Origin of the sequence: Aeromonas sp. FDAARGOS 1419 (genome assembly GCF_019047045.1) — a bacterium.
In the GTDB taxonomy this organism is placed as follows: Bacteria; Pseudomonadota; Gammaproteobacteria; order Enterobacterales; family Aeromonadaceae; genus Aeromonas; species Aeromonas veronii.
Genome location: NZ_CP077209.1, coordinates 3,177,195 through 3,201,465 on the forward strand (window position 1 = coordinate 3,177,195; position 24,271 = coordinate 3,201,465).

At 61.7% G+C, this 24,271-nt stretch carries 25 protein-coding genes; 8 read left to right on the top strand and 17 right to left on the bottom strand.

Going from position 1 to position 24,271, the window contains the following annotated elements; translation table 11 throughout:
* Nucleotides 1-13 precede the first annotated feature (13 nt).
* The gene (locus I6L49_RS14385) at nucleotides 14-511 is read right to left on the bottom strand and encodes a response regulator (protein WP_216949791.1); all 498 of its coding nucleotides are present in this window, start codon (nucleotides 509-511) and stop codon (nucleotides 14-16) included.
* Nucleotides 512-566: 55 nt separating this feature from the next.
* The gene (locus tag I6L49_RS14390; RefSeq protein ID WP_216949792.1) at nucleotides 567-2,534 is read right to left on the bottom strand and encodes an ATP-binding protein; all 1,968 of its coding nucleotides are present in this window, start codon (nucleotides 2,532-2,534) and stop codon (nucleotides 567-569) included.
* Between the two features lie 276 nt (nucleotides 2,535-2,810).
* On the opposite strand from I6L49_RS14390, the gene I6L49_RS14395 reads away from it, so the two are divergent.
* Together I6L49_RS14395 and torA are read left to right on the top strand one after the other, a co-directional pair.
* Nucleotides 2,811-3,941 carry a NapC/NirT family cytochrome c gene (locus I6L49_RS14395; RefSeq protein ID WP_216949793.1) on the top strand — a complete coding sequence of 377 codons (1,131 nt, stop codon included), beginning with the start codon at nucleotides 2,811-2,813 and terminating at the stop codon, nucleotides 3,939-3,941.
* A 23-nt stretch (nucleotides 3,942-3,964) separates the two neighbouring features.
* Nucleotides 3,965-6,445 (top strand): trimethylamine-N-oxide reductase TorA, encoded by a 2,481-nt coding sequence (gene torA, locus I6L49_RS14400; RefSeq protein ID WP_216949794.1) that lies wholly within the window; start codon nucleotides 3,965-3,967, stop codon nucleotides 6,443-6,445.
* Nucleotides 6,446-6,527: 82 nt separating this feature from the next.
* Here torA and I6L49_RS14405 read toward each other — a convergent pair whose 3' ends face one another.
* From I6L49_RS14405 to I6L49_RS14420, 4 genes are read right to left on the bottom strand one after another with little or no spacing between them, the layout of a single operon-like run.
* Nucleotides 6,528-6,989, bottom strand: a complete 462-nt coding sequence (locus tag I6L49_RS14405; RefSeq protein WP_005339830.1) for a hypothetical protein — start codon at nucleotides 6,987-6,989, stop codon at nucleotides 6,528-6,530.
* 41 nt (nucleotides 6,990-7,030) lie between these two features.
* Nucleotides 7,031-8,380: a sensor histidine kinase gene (locus I6L49_RS14410; RefSeq protein WP_216949795.1), complete on the bottom strand. Its 1,350-nt coding sequence runs from the start codon at nucleotides 8,378-8,380 to the stop codon at nucleotides 7,031-7,033.
* Complete coding sequence (locus I6L49_RS14415) at nucleotides 8,377-9,033, bottom strand: response regulator transcription factor (protein ID WP_005339826.1); 657 nt, start codon at nucleotides 9,031-9,033, stop codon at nucleotides 8,377-8,379. Before I6L49_RS14415 ends, I6L49_RS14410 begins: the two co-directional genes overlap by 4 nt.
* Nucleotides 9,034-9,054: 21 nt before the next feature.
* Nucleotides 9,055-9,393 (bottom strand): PepSY domain-containing protein, encoded by a 339-nt coding sequence (locus I6L49_RS14420; protein WP_005341875.1) that lies wholly within the window; start codon nucleotides 9,391-9,393, stop codon nucleotides 9,055-9,057.
* A 63-nt stretch (nucleotides 9,394-9,456) separates the two neighbouring features.
* Between I6L49_RS14420 and I6L49_RS14425 the strand changes: the two genes are divergently transcribed.
* Nucleotides 9,457-9,705 carry a PepSY domain-containing protein gene (locus I6L49_RS14425; RefSeq protein WP_013724184.1) on the top strand — a complete coding sequence of 83 codons (249 nt, stop codon included), beginning with the start codon at nucleotides 9,457-9,459 and terminating at the stop codon, nucleotides 9,703-9,705.
* Here the strand turns inward: I6L49_RS14425 and msrQ are convergent.
* Together msrQ and msrP are read right to left on the bottom strand one after the other, a co-directional pair.
* Entirely contained in the window at nucleotides 9,702-10,328 is a 627-nt protein-coding gene (gene msrQ / locus I6L49_RS14430) for a protein-methionine-sulfoxide reductase heme-binding subunit MsrQ (RefSeq protein ID WP_216949796.1), read from the bottom strand. The two genes, I6L49_RS14425 and msrQ, sit on opposite strands and share 4 nt — an antisense overlap.
* A complete protein-coding gene (gene msrP, locus I6L49_RS14435; protein WP_216949797.1) occupies nucleotides 10,319-11,320 on the bottom strand; it encodes a protein-methionine-sulfoxide reductase catalytic subunit MsrP in 1,002 nt (333 codons plus the stop codon). Before msrP ends, msrQ begins: the two co-directional genes overlap by 10 nt.
* A 368-nt stretch (nucleotides 11,321-11,688) precedes the next feature.
* Between msrP and I6L49_RS14440 the strand changes: the two genes are divergently transcribed.
* Complete coding sequence (locus tag I6L49_RS14440) at nucleotides 11,689-12,171, top strand: DUF1097 domain-containing protein (RefSeq protein ID WP_005339809.1); 483 nt, start codon at nucleotides 11,689-11,691, stop codon at nucleotides 12,169-12,171.
* 1 nt (nucleotide 12,172) lies between these two features.
* Here I6L49_RS14440 and I6L49_RS14445 read toward each other — a convergent pair whose 3' ends face one another.
* The 4 genes from I6L49_RS14445 to I6L49_RS14460 all read right to left on the bottom strand — a co-directional run bounded on the left by I6L49_RS14445 (nucleotide 12,173) and on the right by I6L49_RS14460 (nucleotide 15,570).
* A complete protein-coding gene (locus I6L49_RS14445; RefSeq protein WP_005339807.1) occupies nucleotides 12,173-13,453 on the bottom strand; it encodes a sigma 54-interacting transcriptional regulator in 1,281 nt (426 codons plus the stop codon).
* Complete coding sequence (locus I6L49_RS14450) at nucleotides 13,450-13,968, bottom strand: hypothetical protein (RefSeq protein WP_013724185.1); 519 nt, start codon at nucleotides 13,966-13,968, stop codon at nucleotides 13,450-13,452. Before I6L49_RS14450 ends, I6L49_RS14445 begins: the two co-directional genes overlap by 4 nt.
* Nucleotides 13,969-13,973: 5 nt before the next feature.
* Nucleotides 13,974-15,374: a HAMP domain-containing sensor histidine kinase gene (locus I6L49_RS14455; protein ID WP_047440386.1), complete on the bottom strand. Its 1,401-nt coding sequence runs from the start codon at nucleotides 15,372-15,374 to the stop codon at nucleotides 13,974-13,976.
* Nucleotides 15,375-15,477: 103 nt separating this feature from the next.
* Nucleotides 15,478-15,570, bottom strand: a complete 93-nt coding sequence (locus I6L49_RS14460; protein ID WP_005339800.1) for a YnhF family membrane protein — start codon at nucleotides 15,568-15,570, stop codon at nucleotides 15,478-15,480.
* A gap of 124 nt (nucleotides 15,571-15,694) precedes the next feature.
* Here I6L49_RS14460 and I6L49_RS14465 point away from each other — a divergent pair, with 124 nt between their 5' ends.
* Nucleotides 15,695-16,270 (top strand): 2-amino-4-hydroxy-6-hydroxymethyldihydropteridine diphosphokinase, encoded by a 576-nt coding sequence (locus I6L49_RS14465; RefSeq protein WP_216949798.1) that lies wholly within the window; start codon nucleotides 15,695-15,697, stop codon nucleotides 16,268-16,270.
* On the opposite strand, the gene I6L49_RS14470 is transcribed toward I6L49_RS14465, so the two are convergent.
* Nucleotides 16,196-16,900, bottom strand: a complete 705-nt coding sequence (locus tag I6L49_RS14470) for an SDR family oxidoreductase (RefSeq protein WP_216949799.1) — start codon at nucleotides 16,898-16,900, stop codon at nucleotides 16,196-16,198. The genes I6L49_RS14465 and I6L49_RS14470 overlap by 75 nt on opposite strands.
* Before the next feature lie 162 nt (nucleotides 16,901-17,062).
* Between I6L49_RS14470 and I6L49_RS14475 the strand changes: the two genes are divergently transcribed.
* Entirely contained in the window at nucleotides 17,063-17,467 is a 405-nt protein-coding gene (locus I6L49_RS14475; RefSeq protein WP_201994929.1) for a CBS domain-containing protein, read from the top strand.
* Here I6L49_RS14475 and I6L49_RS14480 read toward each other — a convergent pair.
* Complete coding sequence (locus I6L49_RS14480) at nucleotides 17,464-18,000, bottom strand: DUF2301 domain-containing membrane protein (protein ID WP_005357578.1); 537 nt, start codon at nucleotides 17,998-18,000, stop codon at nucleotides 17,464-17,466. The genes I6L49_RS14475 and I6L49_RS14480 overlap by 4 nt on opposite strands.
* Nucleotides 18,001-18,087: 87 nt before the next feature.
* On the opposite strand from I6L49_RS14480, the gene I6L49_RS14485 reads away from it, so the two are divergent.
* Entirely contained in the window at nucleotides 18,088-18,852 is a 765-nt protein-coding gene (locus I6L49_RS14485; RefSeq protein WP_123173967.1) for an ABC transporter substrate-binding protein, read from the top strand.
* An 8-nt stretch (nucleotides 18,853-18,860) separates the two neighbouring features.
* Here the strand turns inward: I6L49_RS14485 and asnC are convergent, their stop codons facing one another.
* On the bottom strand, nucleotides 18,861-19,322 hold the full coding sequence (gene asnC / locus I6L49_RS14490; RefSeq protein ID WP_005339783.1) for a transcriptional regulator AsnC: 462 nt from the start codon (nucleotides 19,320-19,322) through the stop codon (nucleotides 18,861-18,863).
* Nucleotides 19,323-19,476: 154 nt separating this feature from the next.
* On the opposite strand from asnC, the gene asnA reads away from it, so the two are divergent.
* Entirely contained in the window at nucleotides 19,477-20,469 is a 993-nt protein-coding gene (gene asnA / locus I6L49_RS14495) for an aspartate--ammonia ligase (protein ID WP_005341897.1), read from the top strand.
* 287 nt (nucleotides 20,470-20,756) lie between these two features.
* Here asnA and clpB read toward each other — a convergent pair whose 3' ends face one another.
* Entirely contained in the window at nucleotides 20,757-23,330 is a 2,574-nt protein-coding gene (gene clpB, locus I6L49_RS14500; RefSeq protein WP_216949800.1) for an ATP-dependent chaperone ClpB, read from the bottom strand.
* Nucleotides 23,331-23,532: 202 nt separating this feature from the next.
* Nucleotides 23,533-24,270 carry a peptidoglycan editing factor PgeF gene (gene pgeF / locus I6L49_RS14505; RefSeq protein ID WP_216949801.1) on the bottom strand — a complete coding sequence of 246 codons (738 nt, stop codon included), beginning with the start codon at nucleotides 24,268-24,270 and terminating at the stop codon, nucleotides 23,533-23,535.
* Nucleotide 24,271: the final 1 nt, after the last annotated feature.

The window sequence follows — 24,271 nt, forward strand, 5'->3', positions numbered from 1 at the left end:
AGCCCAACTACCCCTATTCGTCGAACGGGTGATCGTGGATGGCGGCAAACAGCCGCGCCTGATTGAGCAGCGGCGCATAGTGGAAGGCATTCTCGCCATCTTCCGCCAGCAGGTAGTCGGTCAGCTGTTCGCGCACCGCCTCTTGCAGGGTCTCCAGCTTCCACGGCTTGGCGAGGTAGTAGTGCAACCCGCCGCGATTGACCGCGTCGACGGTGGCCTCCAGCCCCGCTTGTCCGGTCAGCAGCAATTTGCGGCTGGCCCGAGTGGTGGCACGCCGGTTCAGCTCCACCAGAAAATCGACCCCCAGGGTTCCCGGCATGATGTGGTCACAGAGGATCAGCGCCAGCTTGTTGCCGTCGCGCTCCCACTCCTCCACCACCGCACGCGCCTCATCGACGCTCTCGGCGGCTTCCAGTTCGAAGTGGGAACGGAACGGGGCGAGATCGTGGATCACCGCATCCAGCACCTCCCGCTCATCGTCCACACACAGGATCAGATAGTGTTTGTTCATTGCTCCTCCTTGGCGACATGGTTTGGCACGCCGCGCGATTGATGCTGGCGACGGCTCAGGCCGCATGCTCCTTATTGTGATGAGGTTCGCCCCCGTAACCGGCCTGCCCCATGCCGTCCAGCGGCAGACAGACCCGCATCCGGGTGTAACGGCCCGGCTCGGAGGCCACCTCGATCCGGCCGTGGTGCTGCTGAACTATCTGCAGTGAGACGCTCAGACCAATCCCGAGGCCGAAATGGCCCTCCCGTTTGGTGGTGAAGTTGAGATCGAAGATCCGCTGCCACAGCTCGGGCTCGATGCCGCAACCGCTATCCTCTATCTCCACCATGACCCACTCGGGATCCAGCAACCCGGTGCGAATGGTGAGCCGTCCCGAGCCGCTCATGGCATCCAGACTGTTGGCGATCAGGTTGGTCCACACCTGTTGCAGGACGATGGGGTGACAGCGCACCAGCGGCAACGGCTGGTACTCCTTGCAGAGCTCATGATGCTTGAGGCGGTTTTCGAAAATCATCAAGGTATCTTCCAGCCCCTCGTGCAGGTCTACCAGCGAGGGCTCGGCCCGATCCTGCCGGGCATACTGCTTGAGGCTCTTGACCAGATCGCCGATGCGACGGGCACACACTTCGATATTGCGCAGGAAGCTGCCGGTCTGCTGGAACAGCTCCAGCCGGGAGAGCAGCGCCTCCCGCTCGTCGGCAGTGCGGCTGGCAAACCAGCGCTGCCAGTTCAGCTCGTCATCCAGATTCATCTGCACCGCCAGCCGCGCCTGCTGACGATCGCCAAAGCGCCCCTCCGCCTGCCGGGTCTTGTCACGGATCTCGCTGGTCGAGACCGGCTGGGAGGAGAGCGCCTGACATAGGATCTGGTTGCCGAGACCCTTGATGGGGGCGGGCAGTTCGAGATTGACCAGATCGGGGATGGCGGCCCGCAGGGTCTCGCTGCCACGGATAATGGCCGCCACCGGGTTGTTCAGCTCGTGGGCGACACCGGCCACCAGTTGACCCAGCATCGCCATTTTTTCGCTCTCCACCAGCTGGGCGTGAGCGGCATCGAGGGAGTTGAGGGTCTGTTGCAGCCGCATCTCGGTGCGGATGCTGTTTTGCAGACGGCGATTGAAGTGGCGCAGCAGCAGGTTGGTAAAGGAGGGGAGCAGTTCGCTGCGTGCCTGCATCACCCGGGAGAATTGCAGCTTGTCGAGCTTGATCACCTCGGCACCGGTCAGAGTCACGCCGGTGGTGAAGGCGGGTTCGCCAGTCACAAAGGACATGCCCCCCACCAGCGAGCCGGTACGGTAGTGCACCACCTCCTGATCGATCCCCTGCTCGTCCCGCTTGCGCAGCACCACCTCCCCCTTGGCGATAAACCAGAGGAAGCTGTTGGGCTCCCCCTCGCGGGTCAGCACATGGCCCGGGCTGTAGTGGCGGCAGACCCGCTCCTCGTCATTACCCTCGAAAAACTGGTAGAGACCGTCGATCACCACCCGCGACAGCTCTTCATCGCTGCAGTGGGTGTAATCCATAAAGCCCTGCCGATAGGCAGCCAACTGGCGATCGACGTGGGCTCGCAGCAGCTTCTGGTTGTCGAGCACGGCGGCATAGCTCAGCAGGTCCGCCTCGGGGCGCTGCAATACAAAGTGGCTCGCCTGCTCGATCACCGCCCGGCGCAAGCTGCCATCGCGCCAGGGGCGTTGCAGGTAGTAGTCGAGACGACCGAGGTTCACTGCCTCGATGATCGATTTCATCTCCGGCTGACTGCCCAGCAGGATCTTGCGGCACGCCTCGTGACGGCTGCCGAGGCGGATCAGAAAATCGGCCCCTCGCCCATCCCCCAGCTCGCTGTCACACACCACTACGGCGGGTGGCTGCCCCTTTCGATCCAGCTCGTCCAAGGCCAGCTCCGCCGACCCCTGACCGACCACCACCACCAGCGCGAAATGGCCGAGCAGCGGAGCCAACTCCTGTTCGAATTCGGCCAGCAGTTGCACGTTGGCGGCGACACACAGCAGTGAGAAAGGGCTCATCAGCGACACTCCGTTGAGGCTCACTGCTCACTATATCAGCGAATCTTGTGGGGTTTTGCGAGGGGGCTAACAGCTGTCGCGGAAAGTGCACAAATAGATAAAACAGAAAACAACTGAACTTAATTCGATAAATATGTAAATAACAAAACAAAGGACAAAATGTGACACCAATCAAAAATATAAACCATGATGGAGGTCAACGCCTTATCCCTGTCATTACTACTACTATTGGACTAGTACTATGTAGGTAATTATTGACCGTAGGAAAACGCCGCCATGATTGGAAAACTGATAAGAAAAACCTGGTTCTGGCTCCTGCTGCTCGGGGCCCTGCTGGGTGTCGCGGCACTGGGTGTCACCGTGACCGTGCTGCACAAGACCAGCTCCACCGAATTCTGCGTCTCCTGCCACTCCATGCAGACTCCGCTCGCCGAGTATCAGGGCAGTGTCCACTTCCAGAACACCAAGGGGATCCGCGCCGAGTGCGCCGACTGCCACATCCCGGGCGACCCCACCTCCTACCTGTGGACCAAGATCCGCGCCGTGAAGGATATCTATCACGAGGCGATCGGCACCCTGGATACCCCGGAAAAGTATGAAGCCCACAAGCTGCGGATGGCCCAGTCCGTCTGGGACGAGCTGAAAGCCAACGACTCCGCCACCTGCCGCAGCTGCCACAGCTACGAGGCGATGGACATTCTGGCCCAGCGCCCCAATGCCCGCGCCGAGCACCCGGTCGCCATCAAGGAGGGCCAGACCTGTATCGACTGCCACCGCGGTGTCGCCCACATCATGCCTGACATGAGCGGCCTGGCTGCCGCCGGTGCCAGCGAGCTGGCGCAGGCTGCGGCCCAGACTCCGGCCAACGTCACCACCCGCTACGCCATCGCCACCACCCCGCTGTTCCTCGATGCCGCCGCCAAGACCGACGAAGGCACCCTGATGCCCTCCACCAAGGTGGAAGTGCTGGCCAACGAAAACGGCCGAGCCAAGGTGCAGATCGAAGGCTGGCAACAGGATGGTGTGAGCGAAGTATTCTACGCCGCACCGGGCAAACGGATCCTCAGCGTACTGCTCGGCGATGCCGCCAAGAAAGCGCTGGTCACCGGCCAGAGCGAAACCGACAACGCCACCAACCTCACCTGGCATCAGGTCAAGCTGACCGCCTGGGTCGACCAGAGCCAGCTCATCGGCGATCAGGGCAAGCTGTGGCAATACGCCTCCACCCTGATGTCCAACAACTGTACCGGCTGCCACGGCCTCACCGCGCTGGATCACTTCAATGCCAACCAGTGGATCGGCGTCATCAAGGGGATGGAATCTCGTACCTCCCTGACCCCGGAACAGGCTCGCATGTTGACCCAGTATGTCCAGAAACACGCCAGTGACATGAGCGCGGCCCACTAAGGCTGGCACAGAGGAAAACCGTTATGACTTTTTTCAATGACAAGAAGACCAATCTGTCCCGCCGCAACCTGCTCAAGGGGCTCGGCGCCTGCGCAGCCCTGCCCCTGCTCGGCGGCATTTTTCCCAAGAGTGCGCTGGCGCAAGCCATCAGCACCGCATTGAGTCAGTTCCCGACCCTGGTGCCCGCCCAGAAGGGCATTCTGACCGGCGCCCACTGGGGTGCTTTCGAGGCGATCGTCGAAGATGGCCGCATGGTGCGCGTCCAGCCGGTAGCCGATGATCCGGCGCCGAACGACCTTATCGACATGGCGCCGTTCCAGGTCCACGCCAAGAACCGCATCAAGTATCCCATGGTACGCAAGAGCTGGCTGGAGCATGGCCCGGGCGCCAAGCCTGAGCTGCGCGGTGCCGACGAGTGGGTGCGAGTGAGCTGGGACAAGGCGATCGAACTGGTGGCCGGCGAGATCCAGCGCGTGCAGAGTGACTTCGGCCCGCAGGCGATCCACGCCGGTTCCTATGGCTGGAAAAGCGTCGGCATGTTCCACAACAGCCGTACCCTGCTGCACCGCCTGATGAACCTCTCCGGCGGCTTCACCGGTTATGCCGGTGACTACTCCACCGGTGCGGCTCAGGTGATCATGTCCCACGTGATGGGTTCCATCGAGGTGTACGAACAGCAGACCGCTTGGCCCAACGTGGTGGAGAACGCCGAACTGGTGGTGCTGTGGGGGGTCAACGCTCAAGTAACTCTGAAGAACAGCTGGAACATGCCGGATCACGAAGGTCAGGCTGGCTTTATGGCGCTGAAAGAGAAGGGCACCCGCGTCATCAGCATCGATCCCATCTACAACGAGACCGCCAAGCTGGTCGGTGCCGAGTGGATTGCGCCGAACGCCTACACCGACGTGGCCATGATGCTGGGTGTGGCTCACACCCTCTACAGCGAGAAGAAGCACGATCAGGCTTTCCTAGATCGCTACACCGTCGGCTTCGACAAGTTTCTGGACTATCTGCTCGGCAAGGATGACGGCCAACCGAAGAGCGCCGAATGGGCGAGCACTGTCTGCGGTATCGATGCCAAGGTGATCCGCCAGCTGGCCCTCGACATGGCCGCCAAGCGCACCATGATCATGGCCGGTTGGGGCATGCAGCGTCAGCAGCACGGCGAACAGCCGAACTGGATGCTGGTCACTCTGGCCTCCATGCTGGGCCAGATCGGCCTGCCGGGCGGCGGCTACGGCTTCAGCTACCACTACTCCTCCGGTGGCAGCCCCACCGCCAAGGGCGGCATTCTGGCCGGTATCTCCGCCGGTAACGCACCGAAGAACAGCCCGGCCCCGATCCCGGTGGCCCGCATCGCCGACTGTCTCGCCAACCCGGGCAAGACCATCGACTTCAACGGCCGCAAGGTGACCTATCCGGACATCAAGCTGGTCTACGTGGCGGGCGGCAACCCCTTCCACCACCATCAGGACACCAACAACCTGCTGCAGGCGTGGCGCAAACCGCAAACCGTGATCGTCCACGAGCCCTACTGGACGGCGACTGCCAAGCACGCCGATATCGTGCTGCCGGTCACCACCAGCTACGAGCGCAACGATCTGGAGATGGGCGGCGACTACTCCCAGCGCTATGTGTTCCCGATGCATCAGTGCGTGCCGCCCCAGTTTGAAGCCCGCAACGACTTCGACATCTTCAGCGCCATCGCCGCCAAGCTGGGCGTGCAGGAGCAGTACACAGAAGGGAAGGACGAGATGCTGTGGCTCAAACAGATGTACGACGGCATGGCAGCGCAGGCCCGCGGCGCCCGCGTGGCGCTGCCGCCGTTCAATATGTTCTGGGAGTCCAACAACTACATCCGCTTCCCGATCCCCGAGGCCAACCGCCAGTGGATCCGTCACGCCGATTTTCGCGAGAATCCGCTGCTCAACCCGCTCGGCACTCCGTCCGGCAAGATCGAGATCTTCTCCAACACAGTGGCGGGGATGGGTTACGCCGACTGTGCCGGCCATCCCAAGTGGTATGAGCCCAAGGAGTGGGTGAAGAGCGAGGTGGCGGCGCGCTATCCGCTGTCGCTCAACACCTCCCACCCGACCCAGCGGCTGCACTCCCAGCTCGACAACACCCCGCTGCGGGACAAGTTCGCCATCGCTGACCGCGAGGCGATCATGATCCATCCGCTGGATGCCAAGGCTCGTGGCATCGCCCAAGGGGATCTGGTGCGCGCCTTCAACGAACGGGGCCAGATTTTGGTGGGCGCCCTGCTCTCCGAGGATGTGCGCCAAGGGGTGGTGCGGATCTGCGAAGGGGCCTGGTACGACCCGGCCAAGCCGGGCGAAGCGGGCAGCATCTGCAAAAACGGCAACGTCAACTGCCTCACCTTCGACGAAGGCTCGTCCAGTCTGGCGCAAGGCAACTGCGGCCACATGGCCCAACTGCAGATCGAGAAGTACACAGGCCCTGTGCTGGCCAACACCGCCCACGCGGTACCGGCCAACGGCTAAGGCGATTGCCACCCAATAAAAACGGCGCCATCAAGGCGCCGTTTCTTTATCCGTCTGCCAAAGCGCAGGCATGGGGATGGGTTTAGAACTCCCCCTCCTCCATATACTCCTGCGCGCACTCCACCAGTTGCGGCCACAGCTCTTCCGGCACCCAGGCGTCCGGGTCATCTTCATCCCCGTCGTACTGGCTCCAGAAATAGCGGCGCAGGCCGGAGGCAAACTCGTCGCTGATCTCGGCCAGCTCCGAGAGCGGCCCCAACCAGGCGATGCGACGCAGGCCGGAGGCGAGATCGTTGATGGCATCCATCAGGGTGCGATCGTCGAAGCTCTGCTCCACCAGCAGGGTGAAGCGCTCGCGCGCCTGCTCGGTCTGCTCCTCGTCCAGCTCGCCCACATCGGCCAGCAGGTCGACAAAATCTTCCAGAAGGAACGCGATGAGGCCATCCCTGTCTTCAAACCACTGGATCTGGGCGCCCTTGACCCCCAGCACAGAGGCATCAAACGAATCGTCAAGGTGACACAGTGCCCACGGATCGTCGGTCATGCTTCTCTTCCTCAGGCTAAAACAAATGCCATATGTTATGCCTAGCTCTCGACTCTTGCCACCTTGGGCAACGAGAGGGAGGCGGCCAGACCGCCCAGTTCGGCGCGGCCCATGATGAAACTTCCCCGATAGGCTTCCGCCAGATCGGAGACGATATTGAGGCCCAGGCCCGAGCCCGGTACCTTCTCGTCGAGCCGCACCCCGCGCAACACCGCCTTGGCGATCTGATCTTCGCTCATGCCGGGGCCGTCATCCTCGATACGCAAGGTGATCCAGCCCCCCAGCTCGGCGCTGGAGATGCGCAGCTCGCTGGCAGACCACTTGAAGGCGTTCTCCAGCAAATTGCCCACCATCTCGTCGAAGTCCTGCTCCTCCACCCCGACCGCCAGATTGGCGGGCACTTGCAAGTCCACCGTCTTGCCCGGATAGAGGCGGGAGAAGGCGCGGCAGATATACTCCACCCGCGCCCGCACCGGGGTCGAGACCCCGAGGATCTTGGCGGCGCCAGTCACCCGCGCCTTGCCGAGGTGGTAATCGATATGGCGCTGGATCTGGTCGAGCTGCTCGCCGATGGCGGCCTGATCCTCCGGCGGCAATTGAGCCACCTGATTGCGCATGATGCTAAGCGGCGTCTTGAGAGCGTGGGCCAGATTGCCGGTGTGGGAGCGCGCCCGCTGAAGCAGCTCGCCGTAGTGGTGCAGCAGCCGGTTGATATCCTCCACCAGCGGCTGGATCTCCAGCGGATAGCGCAGCCGGAACCCCTCCTGATGACCCTCGTGAACCCGCCCCAGTTCGCGGCGCAGCAGGTGCAGCGGCCGCAAGCCGTAGACGATCTGGAACATGAAGCCGAGCACCAGACCGGCAGCAGCAAAGCCGAGACCGAGGAACAGGCTGATCCGGGTCTTGTTGAGGGTCTGGGTCAGGGCGCTGCTGTCCTTGCCCATCACCAGAGTGAACACCCGATCCGAACCGGGCAGCAGCACGGTGCGGGTCATGATCAGCAGCGGCTCCTTGTTGGGCCCCTTGCCGACAAAGAGGTCGGGATCGCCAAACGCCGACTTGAGGCCGTCGCTCTTCAGGTTGGTATCCCATAGGGAGCGGGAGCGCCCCACCACATCGCGGCCCAGCTCCAGCTGCCAATAGTAGCCGGAGTAGGGTTGATTGAAGCGGGGATCGGAGAGGGAGCCGGTAACCACCGGCAGGCCGGTTTTGGCCACTTCCAGCCGGGAGAGCAGATCATAGAGCTGTAGGCGCAGGCCGTCGGCTTCCGCCTCCTGCCAGTAGTTGCGCATCATGGTCTGCAGACTGAAGCCGGTAGCGAACAGGAACAGCCCGCACCACACCAGCGCGATGGCGAGCAGTCGCCCCCGCAGGGTTCTGACCAGCCTCATTCGTTGATCCGGTACCCGAGGCCGCGCACTGTCTCAATCAGATCGGGGTTGGTCTTCTTGCGGATCCGGCCGATGAACACCTCGACGGTGTTGGAGTCGCGGTCAAAATCCTGAGCGTAGATGTGGTCGATCAGCTCGCTGCGCGACACCACCTTGCCCCTGTGCTGCATCAGGTAACCCAGCACCCGGAACTCATGGGCGGTCAGCTTGATGGGAGTCCCTTCGTACCACACCTGTGACGCCGCCATGTCGAGGCGCACCCCGCCAATCTCCAGAATGGAGCTGGCGTTGCCCGCCGCCCGGCGTACCAGCGCATGCACCCGCGCTACCAGCTCGGCCACCTGGAACGGCTTGGTGAGGTAGTCGTCGGCACCGGCATTGAGCCCCTCGATCTTCTCGTGCAACTGACCACGGGCGGTCAGCACCAGCACCGGGGTATCGATCCCCTTGCTGCGCCACTCCTTCAGCACACTCAGGCCATCGCGACCCGGCAGACCGAGATCGAGAATAATGGCATCGTAGGGCTCGGTCTCGCCGAGAAAACCGGCCTCGTTGCCATCGTGGCAGAGGTCGGTGACAAAGCCGGAGAGGCGCAGCTGTTCAGCCAGCTGGCCGGCCAGAATTTTTTCGTCTTCAACAATCAGAATTCGCATGAACAGGCTTCCACACAGGGGTTATTCATCATCCTCGACCGGGGGCTTTGGCGGTTCGAACAGCCGCTCCAGATGGTGGCCCTTGGCCCACACCAGCTCAAGGTTGTCGGCCCGATAGGCCACCTTGATCACGCTGTTCTCCCGATCGATGACTCGCAGTTCATAGAGCCAGATACCATCCTCTTCCCCCAGATCCACCCGCAACACCCGCACCGGCAATCTGGCCGCCACTTCCATCATTTCATGGAAGGGCCGAACCCGTCCCTCATGGACAGCTTGCTGCAGCTGGGCTTCATCAGGCGTGACCGCCTGTGCCAGCAACGGCAGCAATAACCCAAGCAGAGGGAGCGCTCTATTCATGGATGATTCATCTCCAAAAACCTAACATAATGGCGTTTATAGTCTGCCAGCCATGAATCCGGAATGAATATGATCCCGCGCAGTTTCCTGCTGATCCTTTGCCTGTTGAGTGCCACAAGCTGGGCGGCCCAGAGCCGTCTCGACATGGCCGGGCTGGTCAAACTCCTGCTGGCGCAAGGGTATCACGACATTCGGGAAGTGGAGCTGGAAGGGGACAAATTCGAGGTCAAAACCCTCAATCGCCAGGATCAGAAGGTGCATCTCATCGTCGATGCCTACACCGGCGAAATCAAACAACAAGAGGCCGATTAGGCCTCTTTTGCATTCCAGCGTCCCCGCATGGGGCGCAGCAGCTTCTCCCGCCTCGGCCAGAGCAGGGCGCAGGCCAGCAGCAGGTAGACGAGGGGCTCCCCCCAACCGCTCTTGAGCGACCACCAGTAGTGCACCGGCACCAGCAGGGCGATGGCATAGACCCAATTGTGCAGCTTCTGCCATGCGGCGCCCATGCGGCGCTGCAATGCGGGCAGCGAAGTGATGCTGAGGGCGGCCAGCAGCAGCAATGCCACCATCCCCACCACTATGTAGCTGCGCTTGACCAGCTCGCCGCCAATCAGACCCCAGTCAAACTGCAGATCCAGCCCCAGCCACGCCATGAAGTGGAGCAGCGCCCAAGCAAAACACCAGAGCCCGAGGGGACGGCGCAGCTTGATGAGCTGCCCCTGCCGCCAACGCTTGGCCAGCGGCGAGACCAGCAGGGTGAGCAGCAGCAGGTTGAGCGCCCCCTTGCCGAGGTAGTGGATAAGCTCGGGCACCGGATCGCCCCCCAGCAGACCTGCCGGAATGGCAAAAACCAGCCAGAGCAGGAAGCCGAGAGCGCCCAGATGCACCAGTGCCCGCAAGCCGTTGATATGGGCCGGTTTCAATCTCAGTACCATTGGCGCAGATCCATCCCCTGATAGAGCGAGGCGACTTCGTCACCATAGCCGTTGAACATCAGGGTCGGCTGACGCTTGGCGCCAAACACCCCGCCCTCGCCGATGAAACGCTCGCTGGCCTGACTCCAACGCGGGTGATCCACCTGCGGATTGACGTTGGCGTAGAAGCCATATTCGTTGGGAGCCAGCAGGTTCCAGGTGGTCGGCGGCATCTCCTCTACCAGCCGGATCGAGACGATGCTCTTGATGCTCTTGAAGCCGTACTTCCACGGCACTACCAACCGGATCGGCGCACCATTCTGGGCGGGCAGGGTCTTGCCATAGAGCCCCATCGCAAGGAAAGAGAGAGGGTGCATCGCCTCGTCGATACGCAACCCTTCGACGTAGGGATACTCGATGCCGCCCCCCAGACTGGAGGCCTGCCCCGGCAGCTGTTTCGGATCAAACAGGGTTTCGAAGGCGACAAACTTGGCGCGACTGGTGGGCTCGGCACGGCGGATAATCTCCGCCAGCGAGATGCCGTTCCAGGGCAGCACCATGGACCAGGCTTCGACACAGCGCAGCCGGTAGATCCGCTCCTCCAGCTCACTCTTGTTGATGAGGTCCCACACATCGAGTGTAAAAGGCTTGGCCACCTCCCCCTCCACCTTGAGGGTCCAGGGTTCGGGCTTGAGGTAATGGCCGTTGCGAGCCGGGTCGGACTTGTCGGTGCCCAGCTCATAGAAGTTGTTGTAACTGGTGGCCTTCTCTTCCGGTGTCAGCACCAGATTGGCCGGGCGCTCGGCAGGCTTGCTGTTGATCGGCTTGGTGGCTAATTGGGGAGCATCCTCTTTACCGCGCAGCAGATCGAGTACACCGGCCTGAGTGGGAAACGCCAGAGTAGCCGCGCCCAGGCCCAGCCCTTTGAGAATAAGGCGGCGGTCCTGATAGACGGCTTCCGGGGTGACATCCTGTTCGGTGAGGGGGTGGGCGGTACGACGCTTGATCAACATGAAAAACTCCCGGGGCTGAGTGAGGCAGTATGGATAAGACCCGCCCCGGCAGATTTTTATTTCACACAAATTTACATCATGTGGTGCAGGGGCAGTGCCTTGGCCATGGTGCCGACCAGAAACAGGACTACGAACACCAGCAGGGGAACGATCACATTTGGCGCCATCAGACTCACTCCATGAGCAGGACAGGGCCTCTAACTATGGCCGACTGTCAGGCCGGTCACCAATGAATTTTTTTCGCGAGCGCAAGCGTATTCCTGAGTTGAAAAGGGTGATGAAGATCACACACAATTCCGCCCCCGCTTGCCGCCCCGATTGCCGGGGGTAGGCTGCCCATTTTGCGAAGCCAACTGAAGAGTCGCCCCATGAGCCCACTGATCGCCATCGCCATCACCACTGGAATTCTCTCCGCCGTCTGGGGCTGGATTGCCGTCGCGTTCGGCCTTATCTCCTGGGTCGGCTTTCTCGGCTGCACCAGCTATTTCGCGTCAAGCGGCGGCTACAAGGCGCTGCTGCAGACCATCTTCTGCAACACCAGCGGCATGCTGTGGGCACTGCTGCTGATCCATGGCGACAGTCTGTGGGGGGCGGGCGTGGCGGGTTACGTGATGACGGGTGTGGTCGCAACCCTGATGTGCGTACAGGCCAAGCAACAGTGGCTCGGCTACATTCCCGGCACCTTTGCCGGTTGCTGTGCCACCTTCGGGGCGGCTGGCGAGTGGCGGCTGATCCTGCCCTCCCTCATCATTGGCGCCTTGTTCGGTTACCTGATGAAGGCGAGCGGCCTCTGGCTCTCCCATAAAACCCAGAAAGCTGACGCCGCTCCGGCGGTGGTTGATCCCGCCTGATTTATCCCTTCGATTTGAAGTTTGCTGCTTCAATACCGTGCCGATTCAATAACTTGTAGAAATCGGTACGGTTTCTGCCCGCCATGTTGGCCGCCAGGGTCACGTTGCCCTCGGTGGTGCGCAGCAAACGGATCAGATACTCCTTCTCGAATTCGGCCCGCGCCTCGTTGAACGAGGGGATGCCGCCGCCGCCGCCACTCAGGGCGGACTCCACCATGGAGACCCCGATCACTGGACTGCAACAGAGGCTGGCGAGCTGCTCCACCACGTTGCAGAGCTGGCGCACGTTGCCAGGCCAGGCCGCGGCAGCCAGCATCGCCAGCGACTCGGGCGAAAATCCCATGGCGGCGCAGTCGCTGTGGCGGCTACGGTAATCGTCGAGCGCCTGTCGGGCCAGCAGGGGGATATCCTCGCTGCGGGCACTGAGAGACGGCAAGGTGATATTGGCGACGTTGAGACGGTAGAAGAGATCTTCCCGAAAGCGCCCCTCCTCCATCGCCTTGACCAGATCCTGATGGCTGGAGCTGAGCACCCGCACCTCCGGCGTGCCCTGACCATACTCCTCCATCACCTGCAGCAGCTTGGCCTGCAGGGATTCGGAGAGGCTGCCAATCTCGTCGAGAAACAGGGTCGCCCCCTTGGCCTGCTCGAACAGTCCGGACTGGCCATCTTCACCAAACAGCTGCAAGTCGAGTGACGCCCACGGAATGGCGGCACAGTTGATGGTATGGAGCGGCTTGTCGCGCCGCTGGCTGGCCTGATGCAGCGCCTGCGCCATCGCCCCCTTGCCGGAGCCTGACGGCCCCATGATCAGCACCGGCACCTCCATGGTCGCAATGCTGTGGGCCTGGATCAGCAGCTGTTCCAGCTGGGGATTGCGGGTCAGGATCAGCGACTGCCACTCCTGCTGCTGTTTCGGCCGGGTCAGGCTGAGAGCATGTTCGATGGTGGCGAACAGCTCATCCTTGTTGATGGGTTTGGTCAGGAAGCTGAAGACCCCGGAGCGGGTCGCCTGAATGGCGTCCGGGATAGTGCCGTGGGCGGTCATGATGATCACCGGCAAACCCAGCCACTGGGCCTGGATCCGCTCGAACAGCGCCAGACCGTCCATGCCGGCCATCCGCAGATCGCTCAGTACCAGATCGGCCCGTTGCTGACGCAACCGGTCGAGGGCCCCTTCCGCACTGTCGGCGGTATCCACTTCATAACCCTGACTGCGCAGCCGCATGCTCATCAGTTTGAGCAGGCTGACGTCGTCATCCACCAACAGGATCCGGCTCATGGTATTACCTCACGATTCTCGTTCAGCTTGCGCTGGTTGAGCTGGTCGTCGATGGCGGTCAGCTGCTCGATCTGGCGGCGCAGCCGCTGGATCTCCTGACTCTGGTCATCGCGACGGCTGTCGCGGGCCAGCAGCTGTTCGCCGAGGGCGATCCAGCTACGTAAAAAGGCCTGCGCATCGAGACCCAGCTCGGGCAGCATCTGCTTCAGGCGCGCCAGACCGGCGGTGCGATTGGCCACCGATTCGGCGGGGTGGGAGTCCACCATGGCCAGACTGACCCGGCTCTCCAGATCGTCGGCCCCTTTCAGACGCTGACGCTCCTGCACCCGTTGCTGGGGGTGACTGGCCAGCAGCCAGTCGGAGTATTGCAGACGCACCTGCATCTCCTTGTTGGCAAACTCCATCCGCTTGGCAAAAGCGATATCGGAGGACTCCCGCTCTGCCTGTTGCGGCAGCAAGGAGCAACCCGCGAGCAGCCCTGCCATCAGAGCTGGAAATACGCGTTGTATCTTCATAGTCCTCATTTCAACGTCAACCTGAAACAGACATCCGCCTGTTCATCCTCTACCAGAACCAGTTCTCCCCCCAGGCTGTTGGCAGACTCGCGGGCGATGGAGAGGCCCATGCCCGAGCCTTTCAGGAGGCCTTGCCGCACTGTGCTGCCTTGCTCGAAGGGTTCAAAAATGCGTTGCTGATCGGCCACGGGGATCTTGGGCCCCTCGTTGGCCACTTCCAGCCAGCTTATCTGTTCATCCTGCCCTGCCCTGATCCAGATATTGCCTCCGCTGGCGCCGTAACTGACGGCGTTGGAGAAGAGGTTATCGAGGATCAGTCGTAGCCGGTAGGGCTCCGCCCACAGGGTAACCGGCACGGTCGGCAAGTGTACACGGATCTGCTTGGACTCCAATGCCAGCCGGTACTCTGCAGAAAGTTCCGACAACATCGGCAGCAGGGGGACGGGCTCCAGTTCGAAGGCCTCCTGCTGACTGAGCCGGTTGAAGTCGAGCAGCCGCTCGATCAGGGTCTGCAAACGCCGACTGTTCTCGTCGAGCATCTGGCAGATCTCCAGCTGATCCGGCGTCAAAGGCCCGACCAGCTGCTCACAGAGCAGATCCGTCCCCTCCCGCAGCACCGCCAGCGGGGTCTTGAGCTCGTGGGATACATGGCGCAGGAACTGGTATTTCTGCAGCTCCAGCTCCTTGAGTTTGTCGTGCAGCCAGACGATCCGCTCCCCCAGCAATACCAGCTCGGCAGGGCCGTCAACCGGCTTGGGATCGGGTTCGACCCCGGCTCCCAGACTCAAGATGCGCGACTCAATCTGTCGTACCGGGTGGATGATGAGGTAGGTGAAGATAAAGACCATCAGCAGGCTTAGCGCCGCCACCGCTCCACTCACCCACCAGAGCTCGCTGGTCAGTCCGGCGATGGTGAGCTGCACCCGATCCATATGTTCGTCAACCCGGCTGCGGGTGACTATTTCAAGCTGCTTGTTGGCATCGTTGAACTGCTCGAGCTTGTCTCCCGCTACCGCCGCCCGGGCCAGCGCGGCATCCTGCAGGCTGTCGAGCCAGGCCAGCCCCTGATCGAGCCCGCTGTAGAGCTGGCCGTCGGTGATGGAGTTGCGGTGTTCCGCCAGCAACACCCGATAACCATCGAGTTGCTGCTGGTAGCTGGTGAGACTGCGGCGATCCCCCAGCACCGCGAAGCGGCGCAAGGTGCGCTCGATATCGATGGCTTGCGCCGTCAGCAGGGTGGCGCGGCGGGTATCCTTGACCGCCCGCTCCATCTCGTCGCTGGTGAGCTGACTGAGGTGGGCAAGGGAGGTGCTGTTGTGCCAGATCATGCCGCCCAGCGGCATCAACACCAGCACAAATCCCATCAATACCACCTGCAGCAGGGAGCGTGGGCGAACCTTGGTCATCATCTCTTCTCTTGCGTTCTCACCGGTGCGCCAGCATAGCTGCACCGCCCAGAAAAACAAAACCGGCCAACAGGCCGGTTTGTATTATCTGGATTGTGGTGATTCACGCCAACGCGACAGAGGCCAGACAGATAATCATGATCATCGCCAGCGCGCCCGAGGCGGTCAACAGCGCCCATTTCAGCTCCACACTCATGCAAACCTCCTTTCTGCCAATCAGTGCCGGATCACAATAGATAAGACAATGTTAAGCCATAGTTAATCCGATAACCGTGAGCTGCGTATACATTTCAGATGAGCCCAACCCAGGGAAGGTGAGCATGTTCTATCTGTGTAGCATTGGTTCCAATCTTGAGCCGCATATCCATGTCAGCCGAGTGCTGGCCGAGCTGCTTGCGAACGTCGGCCCCCTGCGGCTGAGTTCGGTGATCCGCACCAAGCCGGTGGGAATGCACTCCAGCCACGACTTTCTCAACTGCCTGCTGGTGGTGGAGAGCCCGCTCGATGCCGCCCGCCTCAAGCAGCACTTTGTCGCCCTCGAGGTGGCCCACGGCCGGGATCGCAGCGATCCGCTCTGCAAGGTGCACGACCGGCCGCTCGACATCGATATTCTGGCCAGCAACAGGAGCGGTGACTTTGCCTCGGCAGAGGTCGATTCCTATCTGGCGGAGCTGCTGGCCGAGCTCTACGGCCATGGCGAGGTGCATGCCCCCAAGGTGGCGCTGCAAGTGACGCTCCCCGCCCCGTCGGGCAAGCTCAAACCCGGCAAGGGCTTGCTGACCCGGCAGGTCGGGCTGGAGCCGCTGGTGCTTGGCAAATCTTCAGAGAGTGGCCAGCGCGCGCCCGCCATCCACCTTGATGCTGGCCCCCGTCATATAACTGTTCCCCATCAGTAACTGCACCGCCTGCCAGATGGGCTCAAGCCCTCCCTCCCGCGCCAGCGGTGTTTTCGCCAACACCTGCTGGCGCCATGCCTCGTCATGCTCGTCGAGAAACAGAATGGGGCCCGGCTCTATGGTGTTGACTCGCACCGCAGGCGCCAGCTCCCGGGCAAAGCTCATGGCCAGTGAATGGGCTCCCGCCTTGGTGGCCACATAGCTGGCAAAACGGGGGACCGGGGCATGAATATAGATATCGGTGATGTGAATGATGCTGGCGTTGGGGTTGCTGGCAAGCTGAGGGGCCAACGCCCGATTGAGCTGGAAGGGGGCCGCCATGTGTACCCGGTAGAACTGCTCGAACTGGGCCAGTTGCGCCGCCGGATCAGTTGCCTGCGGCTCGAAGGCCGAGGCGTTGTGGATCACCAGCGTCAGATCCTGATGGGCAGCCAGCACATCAATCAGCTTGCCAACGTCCTCTTCCCGGCCAAAATCCGCCTGCACCAGCTCGACCCCCAGTGCCGCCAGCGTGGCCAGCTCCGGCCGCTCGCTGCGATAACTGCCCGTCACCTGCCAGCCCGCCGCCACCAGCTGTTCACAGAGATAAAATCCGAGTCGACGGCCGCAGCCCGTAACCAATGCACGCATACGATCTCCTTTCCCTTTCATGGTCTTGCATGAACGAAGCCCGCCTGCCAGCGGATCACCGCCGATGGCTTGTGCCTATCAATCCCTGCGGCACAAGCCATTGGTCGCGGGCCACCCACCCGCGTCATAGTGGCGGCATCACCCTCTTGCGGAGTCACCTCCATGCTGAAAGTACACCACCACATGGGTCGCCTGACCCACACCCTCACTGCCGGACTCGGCCTGGCAGAAGCACTGGATCGCCTGCATCAATCGGGTCTTGGCGGCCTGCCGGTGCTGGATGAGCAGAAACGGCTGATCGGCTTTCTTTCCGAACAAGATTGCATCCCCAGCCTGCTCACCGGCAGCTACCACTGCGATACCCGCACCCGGGTGGAGGATCTGATGAACCGTTCGCCCCTCTCGGTCGGGCCGGATGACAGTATTCTGGAGCTGGCCCGCCAGATGGCTGACGCCAAGCCCAAGATCTACCCGGTGCTGCAACAGGGCAAGGTGGTCGGCATCATCAGCCGCCGTCAGGTGATGCAGGCCCTCAACCAGCAGATGAAGGTGTGCCAGCAGACCTAGATCTGGTAACGCCCCTTGTCACCGATATCGAAGTGCAGGGGCATCCGCCACTTGGCCAGCGCCAGCAAGGTCAACAGGGCGCCGCATACCAGCGCCACCAGTGCGGCGGCCCACTCCACCCGCAACCACTCCAGCAGCCATAACGCCGGCAGCAATACGGGCACCAGCTTGATGCCGGGAATGGCGAAGCAAAACTGCTCCTTGAACGCCAGCCCGGAGAGGGTCGCCAAGGCCGCGCCCAGCACCAGCGCATCCGGTGCCCCCACCGCAGCCAGGGCCAGTGCACCCCAACCAAAACCCTGAAGAATCAGGCGAATCCGCTTGTCGTAGATATGCAGCGAGAAGCCGCAGATTGCGCTTGCCACTGCCAGCGACATCAACCATTGTGCCGACGGGAGCAGTGCCATCCCGCTCAGCAGCGCCGCACCGCGGCAAAGCAGCAACAGGGCAGCCGCACTCAAGCCAAGGCGGTAGAGCGAGACGGTCAACTTGTCGATCCCGTCCAGCGGGCTTTCGATTTCAGGATTTGCCATAAACAGTCGCTTCTAACGGATCAGGTGCCATCCAATATACTGGAATCAGGTCTTGGAATATCTTCAAACGGGCTCAGGAGACGTAGTTTGCGTGTGATCCCCCTGTTTTGGTTGCTGTTTCCACTCGGATTGCCCGCCAAGGAGCTGGTGATCTGCGGCACCATGGAGCCCCCGCTCAAGTTTCTCGATGCCGATCAGAAACCCCGCGGACTCGATATCGACATAGTCACCGCCATCTTCGACAAGCTGGAGACGCCCTTTCGGATCGAGCTGGCCGACTCCGGTGCCCGCCTCACCCGCAACGCCGAAACCGGCGCCTGCGACCTGGTGATGACCCACTCCTACAAGGCAGAGCGGGAGAGTTATCTCATCTATCCCCAACAGGCCCATCTTCGCCACAGCTGGCACTTCTTCGTGCGCAAGGCGGACCTGATGAAGATCCGCTACGAAACGCTGGCCGATCTCAAACCCTGGCGCATCGGCGTGACCAAGGATTTCTCCTATACCCCTGAACTGGCAGCAGCCATGACCGACCCGGCCTATCAGTTTCAGGAGATCACCATGAACCAGCTGCAACTGCGCAAACTGCTGGCCGGACGGATCGATACCGTGCCCATGCCGCTGGTCACCGCCTTCACCCAGATCAAGGAAGAGGGGCTGACGGGAAAGATCGATTACCTGCCCAAACCGCTCAAGAGCAGCCCCTACTTCAACACCTGGGCCCGCGCACGGGCGGATGCACAAACCCCCGCCCTGATGGCGGCCTACGATGCCGAACTGCTGCGCATGAAACGCAACGGCAGCCTCAAGGCCCTCTACGACAAGTACGCCATCCCCTATATCGAACCCTGATCAAGGGGTCAGGGTTTCACATCCCGCAGGATAGGGTTTTGCAGCGAAATCAGGGTTTCAGTGGACTGGATCTCGTCGATGGTCTGGATCTTGTTGATCAGCACTATCTGCAGCTCGTCGATGGAGCGGGTCATCACCTTCATGAAGATGCTGTAGTGGCCGGTGGTGTAGTAGGCCTCCACCACCTCGTCCAGCGCCTGCAGCTTGGCCAGTGCCGAGGGGTAATCCTTGGCGCTCTTCAGATTGATCCCGATAAAGCAGCAGACGTCGTAACCCAGCTTCTTGGGGTTAACCTGCACCCGTGTCCCCTCGATGATCCCCGCCTGTTTCATCTTCTCCACCCGCACATGGATGGTGCCCGGGCTGACCGCCAGTTGTTTCGCAAGTTCTGCGTAAGGGATCCGCGCATTCTCCATCAGAGCGGTGAGGATGGCCTGATCGAGATTATCGATTCGGTAATTTTCCGGCATTTTTTTGCACCCCCGTTGACGATACCTCATTAAACAACAGCTTATTTTGAAGAAAAAAACACACAAAGCCTATTTCTATTATCGAATATTGAATTTGGTTGGCATTCCGTTGAAGAATCACCACATCCAACGGGGTTTGAAACAGGAATTCAGCATGAAACAGCACTACATTCGCAGCCAACAGCAGATCAGCTTCGTCAAAGAGATGTTCTCCCGCCAACTCGCCCAGCAACTGGGTCTGATGGAGGTGCAAGCCCCCATTCTGAGCCGGGTCGGTGATGGCACTCAGGACAACCTCTCTGGCCATGAGAATGCAGTGCAGGTCAAAGTAAAAACTCTGCCGGATCACAGCTACGAAGTGGTCCATTCACTCGCCAAATGGAAGCGCCAGACCCTGGGTCGCTTCGGCTTCGGCCCGGGCGAAGGGATCTACACCCACATGAAGGCGCTGCGTCCGGACGAGGATCGCCTCACCCCCATCCACTCCGTCTACGTGGATCAGTGGGACTGGGAGAAGGTGATGCCGAGCGAGCGCCGCGATCTCGCCTATCTGCAGGAAACCGTGCGCGGCATCTGGGCCGCCATCAAGGCCACCGAGCGCGCAGTCTGCGCCGAACATGAGCTGACCCCCTTCCTGCCAGCCGAGATCCAGTTCCTGCACAGCGAAGAGCTGCTGGCCCGTTACCCGGACCTCGATGCCAAGGGGCGCGAGCGTGCCATCGCCAAAGAGCTGGGGGCCGTGTTCCTGATCGGCATCGGCGGTGCCCTCTCCCACGGTGAGCGTCACGATGTGCGCGCCCCGGACTACGACGACTGGAGCAGCCACAGCGAGCTGGGTCTGGCGGGTCTGAACGGCGACATTCTGGTGTGGAACCCGGTACTGCAGGACAGTTTCGAGATCTCCTCCATGGGGATCCGGGTCGATGCCGAGGCGCTGCGCCGCCAGCTGGCCATCACCGGCGACGAGGATCGCCTGCAGTACGACTGGCATCAGGATCTGCTGGCAGCACGGATGCCGCAGACCATCGGCGGCGGCATCGGCCAATCCCGCCTGGCCATGCTGTTGCTGCAAAAAGAGCATATCGGTCAGGTGCAGGTTGGTGTCTGGCCAGCCGAGATGAAAGCAGCCGTGCAAGGCATGCTGTAACGAATGAAGGCCATACCGGCGCCATCGCAGCCGGCATGGCAACAGGCAGGTGGCCGTCGGGGTTGAGCGAGCGCATCCCCGGCAGGCTGTAAGACGCAAGGCCGTTAGCGGTTTTGTTTCGAAATCGGGGGCTTGCCCCTGCGACCCGCTCAACCCACGTCAGGTCGCGTCACTACATTCCTCCCGGCAATCTTCGGATTGCCGTTTTTTTTGCGCCCAAATCCCCGCCACCAGATACGACAACGCCAGCCCGAAGGCTGGCGTTGCAAACATAGATGCGAGATCGGTTACTGGGTCATGGTCAGACCGTTGCTGTCGGCCCCCAGCACCAGTTTTTTGCCCGGAACGATGCGACCGGAGAGCAGGGCCTGCGCCAGCGGGTTCTCCACCTTCTGCTGGATCGCCCGCTTGAGGGGCCGCGCCCCGTAGACGGGGTCGAACCCGGCGTGAACCAGCTTCTCGAGCAGCGCTTCGCTCACCTCCACCTCGTAACCCTGAGCCTCCAGTCGGCCCATCAGGCTCTTGAGCTGGATGCGGGCGATGGACTTGATGTGATCCTCGCCTAGGGGATGGAACACCACTGTCTCGTCGATCCGGTTGATAAATTCCGGCCGGAAGCTGCGGGTCAGCACATCCATCAGCATGGCCTTCATCTCGTCGTAATCCTTCTCGGAGTGGTGCTCCTGAATCAGATCCGACCCGAGGTTGGAGGTCATGATCACCACCGAGTTGCGGAAATCGACGGTGCGACCCTGACCATCGGTCAGGCGGCCATCATCAAGCACCTGCAACAGGATGTTGAAGACATCCGGATGCGCCTTCTCCACCTCGTCCAGCAGGATCACCGAGTAGGGACGACGGCGTACCGCCTCGGTCAGATAACCGCCCTCTTCATAACCCACGTATCCGGGAGGCGCCCCCACCAGACGGGCCACGCTGTGTTTCTCCATGAACTCCGACATGTCGATCCGCACCATGGCATCCTGGGTATCGAACAGGAACTCGGCCAGCGCCTTGCACAGCTCGGTCTTGCCCACCCCGGTGGGCCCCAGGAACAGGAAGGAGCCGATGGGGCGGTTCGGATCTGAGAGCCCGGCGCGGGAGCGGCGAATGGCGTTGGAGACCGCATCGACCGCCTCTTCCTGACCAATCACCCGGCTGTGCAGCTGATCTTCCATCCGCAGCAGCTTGTCGCGCTCCCCTTCCAGCATGCGGGCGACCGGAATACCGGTCCAGCGGGCCAGCACGTCTGCAATCTCCACGTCGGTGACCCGGTTGCGCAGCAGACTGGTCTCCTGCATCTCGGCCTGAGTGGCGAGATCCAGCTGTTTCTCCAGCTCCGGAATGCGGCCATATTGCAGCTCGGACATCCGACCCAGGTCGCCTGCGCGGCGCGCCACATCGAGATCCTGACGGGCCTGCTCCAGTGCAGCCTTGATATGCTGGGTGCCGGCGAGGGCGGCTTTCTCGGCCTTCCACACTTCGTCCAGCTCGTTGTATTCCCGATCTTTTTCGCCAATCTCCTGATTGATCAGCTCCAGACGCTTGCGGCTGGCGTCGTCGTCCTCTTTCATCAACGCCTGCTGCTCCAGCTTGAGCTGGATGATGCGCCGCTCGAGGCGATCGAGCGCTTCCGGCTTGGAGTCGATCTGCAACCGGATGCTGGCTGCCGCCTCGTCGATGAGGTCGATGGCCTTGTCCGGCAACTGACGATCCGCAATATAGCGGTGCGACAGCTGGGCCGCCGCCACAATCGCGGGGTCGGTGATCTGCACATGGTGGTGCAGCTCGTAACGCTCTTTCAAGCCACGCAGGATGGCGATGGTGTCCTCCACGCTCGGCTCTTCTACCAGCACCTTCTGGAAGCGACGCTCAAGCGCGGCATCTTTTTCGATGTACTGACGGTACTCATCCAGGGTGGTGGCGCCGACGCAGTGCAGGTCGCCGCGGGCCAGCGCAGGTTTCAGCATGTTGCCCGCGTCCATGGCCCCTTCGCCCTTGCCGGCGCCGACCATGGTGTGCAGCTCGTCGATAAAGAGGATGACATTGCCCTCCTCCTTGGCGAGATCGGTCAGTACAGCCTTGAGCCGCTCTTCAAACTCGCCGCGATACTTGGCACCGGCCACCAGCGCCCCCATGTCCAGCGACAGCACCCGCTTGTTCTTGAGCCCTTCCGGCACCTCGCCGTTGATGATGCGCTGGGCCAGCCCCTCGACGATGGCGGTTTTGCCGACACCGGGAGCACCGATCAGCACGGGGTTGTTCTTGGTACGGCGTTGCAGCACCTGAATGGTGCGGCGGATCTCGTCATCCCGGCCGATCACCGGGTCGAGCTTGCCGAGTTCGGCCCGCTCGGTCAGATCGATGGTGTACTTCTCCAGCGCCTGACGGTTCTCCTCGGCGTTGGCATCCTCCACCTTCTTGCCGCCACGCACCTTGTCGATGGCCGCTTCGAGTTTCTCTTTGGTCAGCCCCTGAGCGCGCAGCAGCTCGCCCAGCGTCCCCTTCTCATCGAGGGCCGCCAGCACGAACAGTTCAGAGGAGATGAACTGGTCCTTGCGCTGCTGGGCCAGTTTGTCGCAGACGTTGAGCAGCCGGCCGAGGCCGTTGGAGAGCTGCACATCCCCTTCCACACCGCTGACGCGCGGCAGGCGATCCAGCTCCTCGCCGAGGCGGGAGCGCAGGGCATTGATATCCATCCCGGTCAGGGTGAGCAACGGACGGATGGAGCCGCCATCCTGATTGACCAGTGCGGTCATCAGGTGAACGGGTTCGATGAATTGGTGGTCACGACCCAGCGCAAGAGACTGGGCATCGGAAATAGCAATCTGGAATTTGCTGGTAAGGCGATCGAGGCGCATTGCACTCCCCCTTCAAACAGGCAGACGCCGCTTGCGCGGCAAACAACATAACTTTCTGAGATGAAAGATGAGGCCCGTACGGGCTATTTCAAGGGCATGGGCTGGTTATTTTTTCTGCAAAGCGGGGAGAGGGCAGGATCCCCGCCTCTCTCATACGGCTCTGGTCTTGAGAGAGACGGGCTATTACTTGGCGGGTGATTGCTTAGCGGGCCAACCAGATGAGGGAGGCCATGCGGCCGGTCTGGCCGTCGCGACGATAGGAGTAAAACTGCTCGCTGTCGCTGAAGGTGCAGTATTCGCCGCCATAGACGGCGGTAACGCCGGCACGGGCGAGGCGCAACCGCGCCAGCTGGTAGATATCCGCCAACCATTTGCCGTCGTTGGACGAAGGGACGAACGCCGCTTCTGCTTCAGCCTGCTCAGCCATAAAGGCTTCGCGCACCTCTCCCCCCACTTCAAATGCAGTGGGGCCAATGGCCGGGCCCATCCAGGCCAGGACCTCGCCCGGCTCACAGCCCATGGCCGCGATACTCGCCTCCAGCACGCCCTCTTTCAGGCCACGCCAGCCGGCATGGGCGGCAGCCACCACAGAACCGGCCCGATCGCAAAACAGCACCGGCAGACAGTCGGCGGTCATCACTATGCAGGCCTGATCCGCCTCATGGGCGCAGGCGGCATCGGCATCCGGTGCCTGCTCATAATGGCTGCTGACCGGATGAACCACGGTGCCGTGCACCTGATTAAGCCAGTTGAGGGGCCCCGGGATGGCGGCCACCTGCTGCAAACGAGCACGATTAGCCTCGACCCGCGCCAGATCATCCCCCACATGGGCACCCAGATTCAGCCCGGCGAACAACCCCTCGCTTACCCCGCCATCCCGAGTAGTTGACAGGGCTCTGACATTGGCCGGAGCAGGCCAGTCAGGTTCGATCCATTTCATC